The sequence below is a fragment of the Donghicola mangrovi genome (assembly GCF_013377535.1).
Lineage (GTDB): Bacteria > Pseudomonadota > Alphaproteobacteria > Rhodobacterales > Rhodobacteraceae > Donghicola > Donghicola mangrovi.
Genome location: NZ_JABCJE010000007.1, coordinates 26,305 through 40,038, shown reverse-complemented (window position 1 = coordinate 40,038; position 13,734 = coordinate 26,305). Strand labels below are relative to the sequence as shown.

General features: G+C 63.3%; 16 protein-coding genes. 8 read left to right on the top strand and 8 right to left on the bottom strand.

Annotated features, from left to right (window positions below):
- Positions 1-12: 12 nt before the first annotated feature.
- The 4 genes from HJ536_RS14075 to HJ536_RS14060 all read left to right on the top strand — a co-directional run bounded on the left by HJ536_RS14075 (position 13) and on the right by HJ536_RS14060 (position 3,535).
- Positions 13-951 carry a threonine-phosphate decarboxylase gene (locus HJ536_RS14075; protein WP_177158205.1) on the top strand — a complete coding sequence of 313 codons (939 nt, stop codon included), beginning with the start codon at positions 13-15 and terminating at the stop codon, positions 949-951.
- Positions 948-1,853 carry an adenosylcobinamide-phosphate synthase CbiB gene (gene cbiB, locus HJ536_RS14070; RefSeq protein WP_177158204.1) on the top strand — a complete coding sequence of 302 codons (906 nt, stop codon included), beginning with the start codon at positions 948-950 and terminating at the stop codon, positions 1,851-1,853. The genes HJ536_RS14075 and cbiB overlap by 4 nt, the downstream gene beginning before the upstream one ends.
- 63 nt (positions 1,854-1,916) lie before the next feature.
- Positions 1,917-3,089, top strand: coding sequence for a lytic murein transglycosylase (locus HJ536_RS14065; RefSeq protein ID WP_177158203.1), 1,173 nt, complete (start codon positions 1,917-1,919; stop codon positions 3,087-3,089).
- Positions 3,089-3,535, top strand: a complete 447-nt coding sequence (locus tag HJ536_RS14060; RefSeq protein ID WP_228028728.1) for a GNAT family N-acetyltransferase — start codon at positions 3,089-3,091, stop codon at positions 3,533-3,535. Before HJ536_RS14065 ends, HJ536_RS14060 begins: the two co-directional genes overlap by 1 nt.
- On the opposite strand, the gene smc is transcribed toward HJ536_RS14060, so the two are convergent.
- Positions 3,532-6,990: a chromosome segregation protein SMC gene (gene smc / locus HJ536_RS14055; protein ID WP_177158201.1), complete on the bottom strand. Its 3,459-nt coding sequence runs from the start codon at positions 6,988-6,990 to the stop codon at positions 3,532-3,534. The two genes, HJ536_RS14060 and smc, sit on opposite strands and share 4 nt — an antisense overlap.
- 133 nt (positions 6,991-7,123) lie before the next feature.
- Between smc and HJ536_RS14050 the strand changes: the two genes are divergently transcribed.
- Together HJ536_RS14050 and HJ536_RS14045 are read left to right on the top strand one after the other, a co-directional pair.
- On the top strand, positions 7,124-7,579 hold the full coding sequence (locus HJ536_RS14050; RefSeq protein WP_177158200.1) for a GNAT family N-acetyltransferase: 456 nt from the start codon (positions 7,124-7,126) through the stop codon (positions 7,577-7,579).
- A 72-nt stretch (positions 7,580-7,651) separates the two neighbouring features.
- The gene (locus tag HJ536_RS14045; RefSeq protein ID WP_176855406.1) at positions 7,652-8,419 is read left to right on the top strand and encodes a FadR/GntR family transcriptional regulator; all 768 of its coding nucleotides are present in this window, start codon (positions 7,652-7,654) and stop codon (positions 8,417-8,419) included.
- Here the strand turns inward: HJ536_RS14045 and HJ536_RS14040 are convergent.
- From HJ536_RS14040 to HJ536_RS14015, 6 genes are all read right to left on the bottom strand, one after another.
- A complete protein-coding gene (locus HJ536_RS14040) occupies positions 8,416-8,796 on the bottom strand; it encodes a hypothetical protein (RefSeq protein ID WP_177158199.1) in 381 nt (126 codons plus the stop codon). The genes HJ536_RS14045 and HJ536_RS14040 overlap by 4 nt on opposite strands.
- 130 nt (positions 8,797-8,926) lie before the next feature.
- Positions 8,927-9,484, bottom strand: a complete 558-nt coding sequence (locus HJ536_RS14035; protein ID WP_176855404.1) for a F0F1 ATP synthase subunit B — start codon at positions 9,482-9,484, stop codon at positions 8,927-8,929.
- A 5-nt stretch (positions 9,485-9,489) separates the two neighbouring features.
- Positions 9,490-10,038, bottom strand: coding sequence for a F0F1 ATP synthase subunit B' (locus tag HJ536_RS14030; RefSeq protein ID WP_176855403.1), 549 nt, complete (start codon positions 10,036-10,038; stop codon positions 9,490-9,492).
- 106 nt (positions 10,039-10,144) lie between these two features.
- Complete coding sequence (locus tag HJ536_RS14025) at positions 10,145-10,381, bottom strand: F0F1 ATP synthase subunit C (RefSeq protein WP_072709644.1); 237 nt, start codon at positions 10,379-10,381, stop codon at positions 10,145-10,147.
- Between the two features lie 57 nt (positions 10,382-10,438).
- On the bottom strand, positions 10,439-11,233 hold the full coding sequence (locus tag HJ536_RS14020; RefSeq protein ID WP_420811097.1) for a F0F1 ATP synthase subunit A: 795 nt from the start codon (positions 11,231-11,233) through the stop codon (positions 10,439-10,441).
- Positions 11,208-11,552 carry an AtpZ/AtpI family protein gene (locus HJ536_RS14015; RefSeq protein WP_176855401.1) on the bottom strand — a complete coding sequence of 115 codons (345 nt, stop codon included), beginning with the start codon at positions 11,550-11,552 and terminating at the stop codon, positions 11,208-11,210. Before HJ536_RS14015 ends, HJ536_RS14020 begins: the two co-directional genes overlap by 26 nt.
- Before the next feature lie 207 nt (positions 11,553-11,759).
- Between HJ536_RS14015 and HJ536_RS14010 the strand changes: the two genes are divergently transcribed.
- Positions 11,760-12,125: an ArsR/SmtB family transcription factor gene (locus HJ536_RS14010; protein ID WP_176855400.1), complete on the top strand. Its 366-nt coding sequence runs from the start codon at positions 11,760-11,762 to the stop codon at positions 12,123-12,125.
- Here HJ536_RS14010 and HJ536_RS14005 read toward each other — a convergent pair.
- Complete coding sequence (locus HJ536_RS14005) at positions 12,088-12,963, bottom strand: LysR family transcriptional regulator (protein WP_176855399.1); 876 nt, start codon at positions 12,961-12,963, stop codon at positions 12,088-12,090. The two genes, HJ536_RS14010 and HJ536_RS14005, sit on opposite strands and share 38 nt — an antisense overlap.
- A 152-nt stretch (positions 12,964-13,115) precedes the next feature.
- On the opposite strand from HJ536_RS14005, the gene HJ536_RS14000 reads away from it, so the two are divergent.
- Entirely contained in the window at positions 13,116-13,697 is a 582-nt protein-coding gene (locus tag HJ536_RS14000) for an FMN-dependent NADH-azoreductase (protein ID WP_177158198.1), read from the top strand.
- The last annotated feature ends 37 nt before the right edge of the window (positions 13,698-13,734 follow it).

The window sequence follows — 13,734 nt, the reverse complement described above, 5'->3', positions numbered from 1 at the left end:
GAGGTATCGGGCATGCAACCTGAAGTCAGGGATCACGGGGGCGGAATCGACGCGGCAGTCGCCAAGTACGGCGGCACCCGCGATGGTTGGCTCGACCTGTCTACGGGTATCAATCCGGTGCCCTTTCCCGTGGGCGAGATTTCGGCAGACGCATGGAACGCCCTGCCCGACAAGAACGCCCAGAACGCTCTGACCGACGCCGCACGCCAGTTCTGGAACGTCCCCGACAGCGCGCAAATTCTGGCCGCGCCGGGGGCCTCCAGCCTGATCGCGCGCATTCCGGCGCTGGCCCCAGCGGGCACCGTCCGCATCCCCGCGCCCACCTATAACGAGCACGCTGCCGCCTTTCGCGCCTGCGGCTGGACGGTAAGCGACGCAGGGACCGACGCGCTGGTGGTTGTGCACCCGAACAACCCCGATGGCCGCGTCTATCACCCCGCCGACATGACCGCCCCCCTGACGATCATCGACGAAAGCTTTTGCGACATCTGCCCTGCGGCCAGCATGATCCAACTGGCGGCCCAGCCGAACGTTCTGGTGCTGAAATCCTTTGGCAAGTTCTGGGGTCTGGCCGGTGCGCGCCTTGGCTTTCTGATCGGCCAACCCGAACTGATCGCCCGTATGCGCGACATGATCGGCCCTTGGGCGGTGTCCGGCCCTGCGCTGACGATCGGCGCCCGCGCCCTGACCGACATCGCTTGGGCCAACCAGACCCGCCTGCGCCTTAGTGCCGATGCGAACCGTATGGACGAGATGGTCGAACCCCTCGGGGCCCGCGCCGTGGGGGGCACGCCCCTGTTCCGCCTCTATGAGGTCGAGGACGCCGCCGCATGGCAGGACAAGCTGGCCCAAGGTCACGTCTGGTCCCGCATCTTCCCCTATTCGAAAACGTGGATCCGCCTTGGCCTGCCCGCCCCCGACCGCTGGGACCAGTTCGAGGCCGCCCTATGACCGCAGCCGCCCTGATCGTTGCGATGATCCTCGACGCCGTCTTTGGCGAGCCTGAGGCCCTGTGGAACCGCCTGCCCCACCCCGCCGTCCTGATGGGCCGCACCATTGATTGGGCCGACAAACGCTTTAACACCGGCGACAACAAGCGGCAGAAGGGCGTTATCGCCCTTGGGCTGCTGATCCTGTTCTGGGGCGCGATTGCCGTGGCGCTGTCCAGCCTTGGCTGGATTGCCCAGATCATCGGGGCCGCCATCCTGCTGGCCCAGAAATCGTTGGTCGATCACGTGGCCGAGGTTGCCACCGGCCTGACCCAATCGATCACTCGCGGCCGCCGCGCCGTGTCGATGATCGTGGGCCGCGACACCGCCACTCTGGACGAGCCTGCCGTCGCCCGCGCCGCCATCGAATCCGCCGCCGAGAATTTCAGCGACGGTGTGATCGCCCCCGCCTTCTGGTTCCTGATCGGAGGGCTGCCAGGCATCGTCATCTACAAGCTGGTCAACACCGGCGACAGCATGATCGGCCACCGCACCCCGCGACACGAACAGTTCGGCTGGGCTGCGGCCCGTCTGGACGATGTACTGAACTGGATCCCCGCGCGCCTTTCCGCCGTGCTGATCCTGCTGACCCATGGTCGCCCCGACCTGTGGCGCGGCCTGCCGACCGAGGCCCGCCAGCACCGTTCCCCCAACGCCGGCTGGCCCGAAAGCGCCATGGCCCGCGTTTTGAACGTGGCCCTGTCCGGCCCCCGCGCCTATCACGGGCAGATGCTGGATTTCCCGTGGGTCCATCCCGCAGGCGACCGCACCCCCGGCCCCGCGCAGATCAACGCGGCGTGCGGTGCGCTGTGGCGTGCTTGGGTGGGCATGGTTCTGCTGGCTGTCGTGGTCGTGATCGTCTGACACTTGCCCGTCACAGGTGCGCTGCTAGGGTCGGCTGGATTGTTTGACCTACAGGAATTTCCGATGCGCCTTCTGACTGCCAGCCTCTTTGCCCTTGGCCTTGCCCTGCCCGCCCATGCCCAAAACTGCGGTGGCGACTGGGGCACCTTTATCAACGGGCTGAAATCCGAGGCCATGCAGCGCGGCCATTCCCAAGCCACCGTCGATGCGTTCTTCTCGGGGGCGCAGCAGTCTGCCGCCGTGCTCAAGGCCGACCGCGCCCAAGGGGTCTTTCAGAAAGACTTCATCGACTTTTCCAAGATGCTGATCAGCAAGAACCGCATCCAAGCCGGTGCCCAGAAATGGCAGCAGTACCGCAGCACCTTTGATCGCATTCAGGCGCAATACGGCATCAACCCCGGTGTTCTTCTGGCCTTCTGGGCCTTTGAAACCGATTACGGCGGGTACCAAGGCGACTTCAACACCCGCAACGCGCTGGTAACCTTGGCCCATGATTGCCGCCGCCCCGATCTGTTCCGCCCCCAAGTCCTGTCCGCCATCCGCCTGTTCGAGAACGGCGATTTCGATCCCCAGTCCACCACGGGCGCTTGGGCCGGTGAAATCGGCATGGTCCAGATGCTGCCCGGCGACATTCTGGAAAACGGCGTTGACGGCGACGGCGACGGCCACGTGCGTCTGAAAACCTCGGCCCCGGATGCGCTGATGTCCGGCGCGCGGATGCTCTCCAGCCTTGGCTGGCGCGCGAACGAGCCGTGGCTTCAGGAAATCACCGTCCCCCAAGACATGGACTGGAGCCAGACCGGCCTACTGACCCGCAAAACCGCCGCCGAGTGGCAGGCGATGGGCGTTCAGGCCCGTAGCGGCGCGCTGCTGCGCCCTGATCTGCCGTCCTCGATCATCCTGCCGATGGGCCGCAAGGGGCCTGCCTTCCTCGCCTATCCCAACTTCAACGTCTATTTCGAGTGGAACCAGAGCTTCACCTATGTCCTGACCGCCGCCTATTTCGGCACCCGTCTGGAAGGTGCGCCCGCCTATGCCGCTGGCAATCCCGAGCCCGGCCTCAGCGGCCCGCAGATCAAACAGCTTCAGCAGAAATTACAGGCGCGCGGCTATGACGTGGGCGGCGCCGACGGCATCCTAGGCGAGAAATCCCGAGAGGCCGTTCAGGACGCGCAAAAGCGCCTTGGCCTGCCTGCCGACGCATGGCCGACCCCTGCGCTGCTGAACCAGCTCTGATGCTGCGGCTGGCCACACAGGACGATCTGGAGCAGGTCGTCCAGCTCTACCGCCACCTGATCCCCGAAGAAGAGCCCTGCGATCTGGCCATCGCAGCGGCTTCGTTCCGGCGGTTGCTGGAATGGCCCGGCAGCGGGATCATCGTGGCCGAGCAGGACGGAGCGATTCTGGCCAGTTGCACGCTTGTGGTCATCCCGAACCTGACGCGCGGCGGCAAACCCTATGGTCTGATCGAAAACGTGGTCACCCATGCGGACGCCCGCCGCACGGGCCTAGGCCGCCAAGTCCTGCATTTCGCCACCGAACAGGCTTGGGATGCAAGCTGCTACAAGGTGATGTTGCTGACAGGCGCAGACCGCCCCGACAACCACGCCTTCTACGCCGCCGCCGGTTTCGAGCAGTCCAAAACCGGCTTCCAGATGCGCCGCCACCCCAAGCGGGCTTAGGCGACCATCGACTCGGCTTTCTTCAGGTCCACAGACACCAGCTGACTGACCCCTTGCTCGGCCATCGTCACGCCGAACAGGCGGTCCATCCGCGCCATCGTCACCGCGTGGTGGGTGATGATCAGGAAGCGGGTCTCGGTCCGGCGGGTCATCTCATCCAAGAGATCACAGAAACGGGTCACGTTCGCGTCATCCAAGGGCGCGTCCACCTCGTCCAGCACACAGATCGGCGCAGGGTTCGCAAGGAACACCGCAAAGATCAGCGCCAGCGCCGTCAGGGTCTGTTCGCCGCCCGACAGCAGGCTCAGAACGCTCAGCTTCTTGCCCGGCGGTTGGCACATGATTTCCAGACCGGCGTCGAGGGGATCGTCGCTCTCGACCATGACCAGCTTGGCCTCGCCACCGTTGAACAGGTGCGTAAACAGCAGGCCAAAGTTCTCGTTCACCTGATCGAAGGCCGCCAGCAGACGCGCGCGGCCCTCTTTGTTCAGGCCGGAAATGCCGGTGCGCAGGGTTTTGATCGCCTCTTCCAGATCGTGCTTTTCACCGACCAGAGTGTCATGCTCCTCAGAGACTTCTTTCATGTCCTCTTCGGCGCGCAGGTTCACAGCGCCCAATGCCTCACGCTGACGGCGCAGGCGCAGGACGTCCTCTTCCAGCGCGTCGGCGGGCGGCAGTTTGGCCGGATCAATCCCGATCCGCGCCAGCAACTGCTGCGGCGACACTTCCAGTTCCTCTTCGATGCGGTCGGTGGCGTGCTGCACCGTCTCGCGGGCACCGTCCAAGCGGGCCTCGGCACGGGCGCGGGCCTCTCGGGCCTCGCTGGCCTGACGCTCGCAGTCGCGGCTGGCGATATCGGCGGCCCGCAGCGCAGTTTCCGCCGCAGCCAAAGCATCCCCTGCCGCGCTCCGGCGGCGCTCGGCATCCTCGATCTGCTCGTTCATTTCCTCGCGGCGGATCGCGATCTCCTCGGGCGCGGCGCAAGCCTCGTCGAGTTCAATCTCGGTGTCCTCTTTGCGCAGGCGCAACTCGTCGGCGCGCTGGTTCGCGGTCTCCAGACGGTGGCGCCAACCGGACAGTTCCTGCGTGACCTGCTGGCTGCGCTTCAGGCGGGCCTCGCCCTCGCGCTTGATGGTGTCCCACATGGACCGGCGGGTCATCATCGTCATCCGAGAGGCTTCGACCGTCATTTTCAGGTCTTCGATCTCGGCGCGAGCGGCATCCAGATCGCCCAAGTCCTTGGCGGCGGCCTGCGCCTCGGCCAAGGCTTCGCGCGCGGACATCGCATCATCGGAATGGCGGCGCACAGACAGGTCCAGCGTCTCCAGCTTGCCCTCGGCCAAGTTGCGCTCTGCCTCAAGGCGCGACAGGCGGCGGCCAGCCTCGGCCACCTGCTGGTCAGCCTTGCGCCGCGCGTCCCGAGCCGCCGCATCCGCACGGTTCAGATCGGCCAGTTCGGCGCCCATATCCTCGTGGGCAGCGCGGGCGTCTTCGGCGCGCACTTCGGCCTCTTCCAACTCTTCGCGCAGGCGTTCCAGACGGTTCAACTGCTCCAGTCGCAGCGCCGCGGCAGAGGGCGCATCCTCGGCGTTCGCGTGCAGACCGTCCCAGCGCCACAGGTCGCCATCCGCCGTCACTAGGCGCTGACCGGGGGCCAGAACCGCGTGCAGACGCGCGCCATCCTCGGCCGTTACGATCCCGATCTGGGACAGGCGGCGGGTCAGAACCTTGGGCGCCTGAACCACGTCAGACAGCGGGCGCACACCTGCGGGCAAGGCCTGTGGCACCGCGTAATCGGGCAACAACGTCCACCCGCTGGCCCCCTCATGCACCGCAGGCTGGCGCAGGTCATCGGCGAGCGCGGCCCCCAACGCCTTTTCGTAGCCGGCGGTCACATGCAGCTGATCCAGCAGCGGCGCACTGTCGGATTCGTCCCGCGAGACCAGCTTGGCCAGCGCACCAACCTCGGCCCGCAGAGTGCTTGCTGCGCCCTCGGCCTCGGCTCTTGCGGAACGCGCGGCGCTCTCGCGGTCTTGGGTCTGAGCACGGGCGCTTTCGGCATCGGCCAAAGCAATCTCGGCGGCCTCGGCGCGGGCCTGAGCGACCGCTTCCTCTTCCTCGGCGCGGGCCAGTTCTTCGCTGGCGCGGGCCAGAACACCGCGCGCCTCGGCCACGGCCAAGCGGGCCCGTTCGCCCTCGGCCTCGGCCTTTTCCAGCGTGCGGCGCGTGTCCGCCAGCAAGCGTTGAACCGACAGGTGGCGGGCCGACAGGCGGGCCACATCTTCGGTCTTTTCGCTCAGGTCCGCCTCGCGCTCGGCCAGAACTGCCGCCGCCTCCGAGGCCATATCGCTGGCCTCTGCCAGACGTTCATCGTGCCCCTCGCTGGCCTTGGCCAGTTCGCGGGCCTCCCACTCCAGCCGGTCAATGGTTTCGCCCGCATCGCGGTTCAGGCCCGCCTCGCGGTCAATGTCCTGCGCCAGTTGAGTGATGCGCGATTGCAGGGTTCGGATGCGGTCCGTGGCCTGCTTTTCCTGATCAGACAGGGCATCGCGGGTCACAGTCAGGCGCTGCAGGATGGCGTTCGCAATCGCCTCTTCCTCTCGCAGAGGGGGCAGCAGCTTTTCGACATCCTCGCGGGATTTGGTGGCCTTGCGCGCGTCCGCCTCGGCGTGGGACGCGGTCAGGCTGGCCTGACGCAGAACCTCTTCGGCCTTCAGGCGAGCATCATCGGCCTCGCGCCAGCGGCGGTACAGCAACTGACCTTCGGACTTGCGCAACTCCTCGCCAATGGCGCGATAGCGTGACGCCTGTTTGGCCTGACGCTGCAACGTCCCGATCTGCTGGCCCAATTGGTCAATCACATCGTCCACGCGGGTCAGATTGCCCTCGGTCGCCTTCAGCTTCAGCTCGGCCTCGTGGCGGCGCTGATAGAGGCCCGAGATCCCCGCAGCCTCTTCCAGAATGCGGCGACGCGCCTTGGGTTTGGCGTTGATCAGCTCGGAAATCTGGCCCTGACGCACCAGCGCAGGCGAATGCGCACCGGTCGAGGCGTCAGCAAACAGCATCTGGATATCACGCGCCCGCACGTCCTTGCCGTTGGCCTTGTAGGCACTGCCCACGTCGCGAGTGATCCGGCGCACCACGTCGATGCTTTCCTGATCGTTGAAGCCCTGCGGTGCCAGACGATCGCCGTTATCCAGCGTCAGACACACCTCGGCAAAGTTCTTGGCCGGACGGCTGGAGGCCCCCGCGAAAATCACGTCTTCCATCCCGCCGCCGCGCATCGCCGTGGGGCGGTTTTCGCCCATCACCCAGCGCAGCGCTTCCAGCAGGTTGGACTTGCCACAGCCGTTCGGACCGACCACACCTGTGAGACCGTCGTGGATGATCAGATCCGTCGGGTCTACAAAGCTTTTGAAGCCTGTCAGGCGTAGTTTCGTGAACTTAAGAGGCATCAGATTCCTGTCCGAGTCGTAGGGTGCTTATTTTGCAGGCGGCAAAACGCATGAGTCAACGGATGGGACGCACGATCTATTGTGTAAGACGCGCTTATCCACAAGATATTGCGAGTTTTGGGGAGAGACAGAAATGACAATTACCGTGATCGAGGGGAATCCGCGCAACCCCCGTTCGACCGCACTGCTACAGGCCAGCCATGCCCTGATGCAATCGCTTTATGACCCGACCAGCTGTCACTTTTTGTCGATTGATGCCCTGTGCGTGCCCACGATTACCTTCTTCGAGGCGCAGATTGACGGGGTGGCCCTTGGCTGCGCGGCGCTCTCGCTCAAGGGGGATTATGCCGAGGTGAAGTCGATGTTCGTCGATCCCGCCGCGAGGGGTCAGGGGCTGGGGGATCACCTGATGGAGCGCCTGATCCAGCAGGCCCGCGACCAAGGGCTGGCGTGGATGCGGCTGGAAACCGGCACGGGGCTGGACGCGGCCCACGCGCTGTACCACCGGCACGGGTTCACCAATTGCGGCCCCTTTGGCGATTACCGAGAGCATCCCGATAGCGTTTTCATGGAACTGCCCCTGTCCTGACGCCCCATTTTTGAGCATTCTTGCCCTGTCCGCCGTGGTCATATAAACTGACCAATCAAAGACGAGGCCCAAATGCCCTTTCAAAAAGTTCTACCGGAAAAGCTCTCGACTTCGGTCGTGCGTCAGATCGAACAGTTGATCCTGCGTGGCATTCTGCGGCCGGGCGAACGCCTGCCGTCCGAGCGGGAGCTGTCCGATCGCCTTGGCGTCTCGCGCCCCTCCCTGCGCGAAGCGGTGGCCGAACTGCAGGACAACGGCCTGTTGGAGACCCGCGCAGGCTCCGGAGTGTTCGTGGCCGAGGTTCTGGGAAACGCCTTTTCCCCCGCGCTGATCCGCCTGTTCGCCGCCCATGACGAGGCCGTGTTCGACTACATCGCCTTTCGCCGCGACATAGAGGGGCTGGCCGCCGACCGCGCCTGCCGCATGGCATCGGACACCGATCTGCGGGTGATCGACACCGTGTTCAAACGGATGGAAGCCGCCCACCCCAAGCGCAACCCCGCCGAAGAGGCCGCCATCGACGCCGACTTTCACATGGCGATCATCGAGGCCAGCCACAACGTCATCATGCTGCACATGTTGCGGTCCATGTTTGACCTGCTGCGTGAAGGCGTGTTCTATAACCGCAACGTCATGTTCAAGCAGCGCACCACCCGCGATGACCTGCTGGAACAGCACCGCGCCATCAACGTGGCCCTGCAAAAACGCGATCCGGTCGAGGCCCGCGCCGCCGTGATCGCCCATCTGGACTATGTGGAAACCGCCCTGCGCGACGAAAAGCGCGCCCTAAGGAACGAGGCCGTGGCGCTCCAGCGGTTCCAGCACGAGAAAGACCGTTAACCGGCCTTCCGGTCCGACAGGCAGCTCCAGACAAACAGCCCGCCAAGGGCAAAGTTCGCCAGCGAGATGCGCAGGAACGGGTCGCTTTCGTGGCCCTGTATCCATTCATAGGCCGACGTCGCCCCCAGCCCGAACATCAACAGCGCCGACATCTGGCAAATGGTGCTGCGCACGCGCCCAACCGGCAGATCGTGCAGCCGGAACAGCAAGCCCCCCCACGCAAACAGAAACATCGCAGTGCGGCGGGCGATGGTGTGGGGCGCGGTCGAGCCCTCGATGAAGATTTGGTCAAAGAACATCAGTGGCGCGAACAGCAAAAGAGTCCCGATCACGAACATGATCGCGGCAGTCATAATCGCTGTCGCCTTGAACGTCATAGCCGTCTCGCACGCCGACCTATCTCCCGCGCGCATTCCCGCACGAAAGCCCCGACCGATCAACCAAAAAGAAAAAAGCCCGGACCGCATCGCGATCCGGACTTCACTGTCCCTGTAAGACCTTTGGCCGTTAGTGCAGCTTGGCTTTTACTTCTTCGATCGAGCGATCGATCATCGCGCCGGATTTCTCGGCGGTCATTTGCTTGGCCAGGATGTCGCGTGCAGCGCCAACAGCGGCAGCAATCGCGGTGTCGCGAACTTCGCGAACAGCGGCTGCTTCGGCCGATGCGATCTGCTCTTCGGCAGCTTGCAGGCGGCGTGCGATCGACTTCTTCAGGTCGTCCTTGGCCTGAACAGCAGCAGCTTCGGCTTCGGCTTTGGCGCCAGCAACGATGCTGTCTGCCTGCGCCTGGACTTCTTTCTGCTTGCGCTCGTAGCTGGCGAGCAGGCTCTGGGCCTCTTCACGCAGCTGACGGGCTTCTTCCAGTTCGCCTTTGATCTCGACGGCGCGCTTGTCCAGCATGCCACCCAGAAGACCCGGGACCTTGAAGTAGACCAGGATGCCGAGGAACACCACGAAGGCGATCAGAACGACAAAGTTGGTGTTGTGCAGCGAGAAGAACGGACCCGATGCTGCCATTGCCGGCGAAGCGGCCAGTGCGGCGGCGAGGATGATCAGTGTACGCATTGTGCTTAGCCTTTCATCCGCGAGGTGACTGCTGCTGCAACCGAGCGGCCGTCCACATCGCCACCCAGAACTGCAATGAGTTCCTTGGCGGTGTCTTTGGCAACTTCGGCAGCGCTTTCGGCGGCGCTGGCACGGATCTCGGCGATTGCCTTTTCCGATTCTGCGGCCTTGGCGGCAATTTCTGCGTCTGCCTTCGCCAGCGCGGCATCAAGGTCAGCCTTGATTTCGGCGCGGGTGGCTTCGACGATTTGGTTCGCCTGCGAGCGGGCATCAGCCAGTGCCTTTTCATAGGCGGCTTCAGCCTCTTTCGCCTTGAGCTTCAGCTCTTCGGCGGCGGCGATGTCATTCGTAATGGTTCCCTGACGCTCGGCCAGAACGGCGGCGATACGCGGCAGAGCCACGCGCGACAGGATCAGGTAGGTCGCGACAAGCGCGACAACGAGCCAGAAGATCTGGTTCGAAAAGGTCTCGACTGCGAGCTGGGGCATACCTGCCGACTCGGCTGCGGCGTGACCTGCTGCAACGGCTTCAGCGCCATGCGATTCAGTTGCCATGTTATGCGTCCTCCGTGGCCCGTCCTTGGTTCGGACCCGAAGGCCCGATATTACCGGGCGAGTGTCGTTATGACACCCGCCCGACCGTAAGGAATGAACCCGTAGATTAGACGGCGAACATCAGCAGCAGAGCAACCAGGAACGAGAAGATGCCCAGTGCTTCTGCGAACGCGATACCGATGAACAGGGTCGCGGTTTGGCCACCAGCGGCCGAGGGGTTGCGCAGTGCGCCTGCCAGGAAGTTACCGGCGACGTTGCCCACACCGATAGCTGCCAGGCCCATACCGAACGCCGACAGACCGGCGCCGATGAACTTACCCATTTCTGCGATCGAGCCTTCCATAACATTTCTCCTTACGTTGGAATGGCGATAATTCAGTCCTGTCTGCGGGTCCGAGCCTTAGTGGCTCGGGTGCAGCGCGTCCTTCAGATAGACGCAGGTCAGGATGGTGAATACGTAGGCCTGGATGAATGCTACCAGCATTTCGAGGCCGTACATGGCGGTGATGCCCAGGATTGCCAGCGGCGACAGAGCGACCAGACCGGCGAAGGCAGCGAACACTTTCATCACAGCGTGGCCTGCGGTGATGTTACCGGCAAGACGGATGGAGTGGCTGACAGGGCGAACAAAGTAGGAAATCACTTCGATGACGGCCAGAACGGGACGGATGGCGAGAGGCGCCGAGGTCACCCAGAACAGGCCCAGGAAGTGGCTGCCGTGCTTGACGAAACCGATGATCGTCACGGCAAAGAATACTGCGAATGCCAGGATCGCGGTTGTTGCGATCTGTGCGGTGTTGGCAAAGCTGGTGGGGATCAGGCCCAAGAAGTTGTTCATCAGGATGAACATGAACAGGGTCATGATGTAGGGGAAGTACACCAGCGCGTCCTTGCCGGTGACGTCTTCGATCATCTTGTGAACGAAACCGTAGGCCAGTTCGCCGATCGACTGACCGCGCGAGGGGACGATGGCGCGGCCGCGGGTGCCGACAACCATGATCAGGAACACTGCCAGAACGGTCAGACCCAGCCACAGCATCGCGTTGGTCGGGGTGTAGAAGCTTACTTCACCACCGTGACCAAACAGAGGCTGGACCTTGAACTGATCCATCGGGTGGAAAACCAGGCCAGTACCTTCGGCTGCGTGTTCGGCCGCTGCTGCGTGTGCATTATCCGCCACTGTTACGTCCCTCATCATCCTGCGCGGCCGTCGCCGCTTGTTTCTCTTGGATCTCAGTCACCGAGCGGAGCATTGTCTTCACGCCCGCGATGAAACCCAGCAATGTGAATATCGCCATAAAGATCGGCATGGTGCCAAAAACAGCATCCAGACCGTACCCAATGCCGAAACCGATCAGAAGACCGGCTACCAGTTCAGTCACCATACGCCACGCAACCTGCGCTTGCGTATAATGTTCGTCACCCCGGGGCTCAGGCTCGGCATGAGCCTTTTTCACTTCCGAGATCCGCGCCTCGAGGCGCTCAAGGCGCTCTTTTTCGGCTGGATCGATCATCTGCGCTACCCTTGGGCTGTTGAGGGTTGGATAGGTGTCACAGCCCCGTGAGTCAAGCGACAGAATGTCCACCCTAAGTCGTTGATTTCATTATACCCAGATTCCGTTTGCGCCACCAGCACCCCCTGAAAACCGGCACGAAAGGCGCATTTGGCATATTCAACCAATCGGTTGACGTTCGCAGATTCCTGCCTCATGCCGTGTTTTATGGACCAGCAGCTCGACCTCGTATTCGCCGCTCTTGCCGACCCGACACGCCGCACGATCCTGTCGATGCTGCTCGAGGATGATATGGCCGTGACCGATGTGGCGGAACCGTTCCAGATGTCTTTGGCGGCCATCTCCAAGCACCTGACCATTCTGGCCAACGCGCGCCTCATCTCTCAGGAAAAGCGCGGCCGTGTGAAATGGTGCAAGCTAGAGCCCGACGCCCTGCGAGAGGCCAGCATCTGGATGCAGGGGTTCGGTCAGTTCGAAGCCATCAATCTGGACGCCTTCGAACGCTTTCTTGAAACAGAACTGTCAGAGCCCGAGCTTACCGCCAGCCCTGAGCACGATCCTTCAGATACTTGAGGAACGTCTGGACCTTGGGCGTGCGGTGCAGGTCCACGTGGGTCACGATCCAGATGTTCGAGGCCCATTCGTCGCGCGGTTCGCAAATCTTGACCACGCACGGGTTCAGCTGCCACTCCCAATAGGGCATGAAGCCGATCCCCGCGCCATCCAGAATGGCTTGCTCGATCGCGCGCGAATCCTCGCTGCGGAAGGTGACGCAATCGCGCGGGATGTTGTCCTTCATCCACATGTAGAACGGCGCGCGGCTGTCGATGTTGTCCTGCCCCACAAAGCGGTGGTTGCGATAGTCCGCGGGGGTCTCGGGCTGGCCGTGTTTCTCGACATATTCCTTCGAGGCGAACAGCGTGACCTGCTGGCGAAAGAACGGCTGCACCACGTTATCCGGCTGATCGGGCGCATTGCCTGCGCGGATCGCGATGTGCGCCTCGCCGTATTCCAGACGGAACAGACGCTCGCCGGTCAGAAAGCGCACGACCACATCGGGGTGTTCCTCTTGGAAGCCCTTCAGCACCGGCACGATCAGCGGCGACAGCTGCACCAGCGAGGTGATCACCAGCTCGCCGCCCACACCGGCGCCCTGCCCTTTGATCCGGCCTGCCAACTGGCTGAACTGGTCGTCGGTGGCCTGCGCCACGCGGAACAGGTCGTGTCCGGCTTCGGTCGGGGTGTAGCCACGGGCGTGGCGCTGGAACAGCTTGACCCCGAGCCGCTGCTCTAGTGCGTCGATGTGGCGGATGACCGTCGCGTGGTGAACCCCCAGCACATCGGCCGCTCCGCTGACGGTCCCCATGCGTGCCACCTGATAGGCGGTCCGCACCTCGTCCCAGTTTTCCATGCCCATTTCGTAACCGATCCCCGGTAAAATTACTGTGCAAGATCACACATACCCTACCGTATTTCTCGCAATTGCGTTCGGAAAAGCAATGCCCAACTGTTGTGAAAGAACGAAAAAATGTTTCTCCCTCCTTCACCAGTGGAACCAAAGAAATGAGCACCACCGTCCTCCGTATCGATAGCTCTGTCCGCAAGGAAGGGTCGATCTCTCGTGATCTGACCGACCGTATTGTGGCCAAGCTGGCACCCGAAACCGTCCTGACCCGTGACCTGACCGAAGAACTGCCGCTGATTGACGGCAACTGGGTTGGCGCGAACTTTACCCCCGCCGATCAGCGCACCGACGAACAGAAGGCCACTCTGGCCCTGTCCGACGCCATGATCGAAGAGCTGAAATCCGCAGACACCGTCGTCATCGGCGTTCCGATCTACAACTTCGGCGTTCCCGCCCGCCTGAAGGCATGGGTCGACCTCGTGGCCCGCGCCGGCGTCACCTTCCGCTACACCGAGACCGGCCCCATCGGCCTGCTCGAAGGCAAGCGCGCCATCATCGCCACCGCATCGGGCGGCGTGCCGGTTGGCTCGGCAACGGATTTCGCGACCACCTACCTCAAGCAGGTTCTGGCCTTCATCGGCATCACCGACGTGACCATCATCGCCGCCGACCAGCTGGCCATTGACCCCGAAGGTTCGGTGAAAAAAGCGCAGGACGCTGTGGAACAAATCGCCGCCTGAGCGGTTGCATATCCAAAGGCCGCGTTCCTCCCTCATT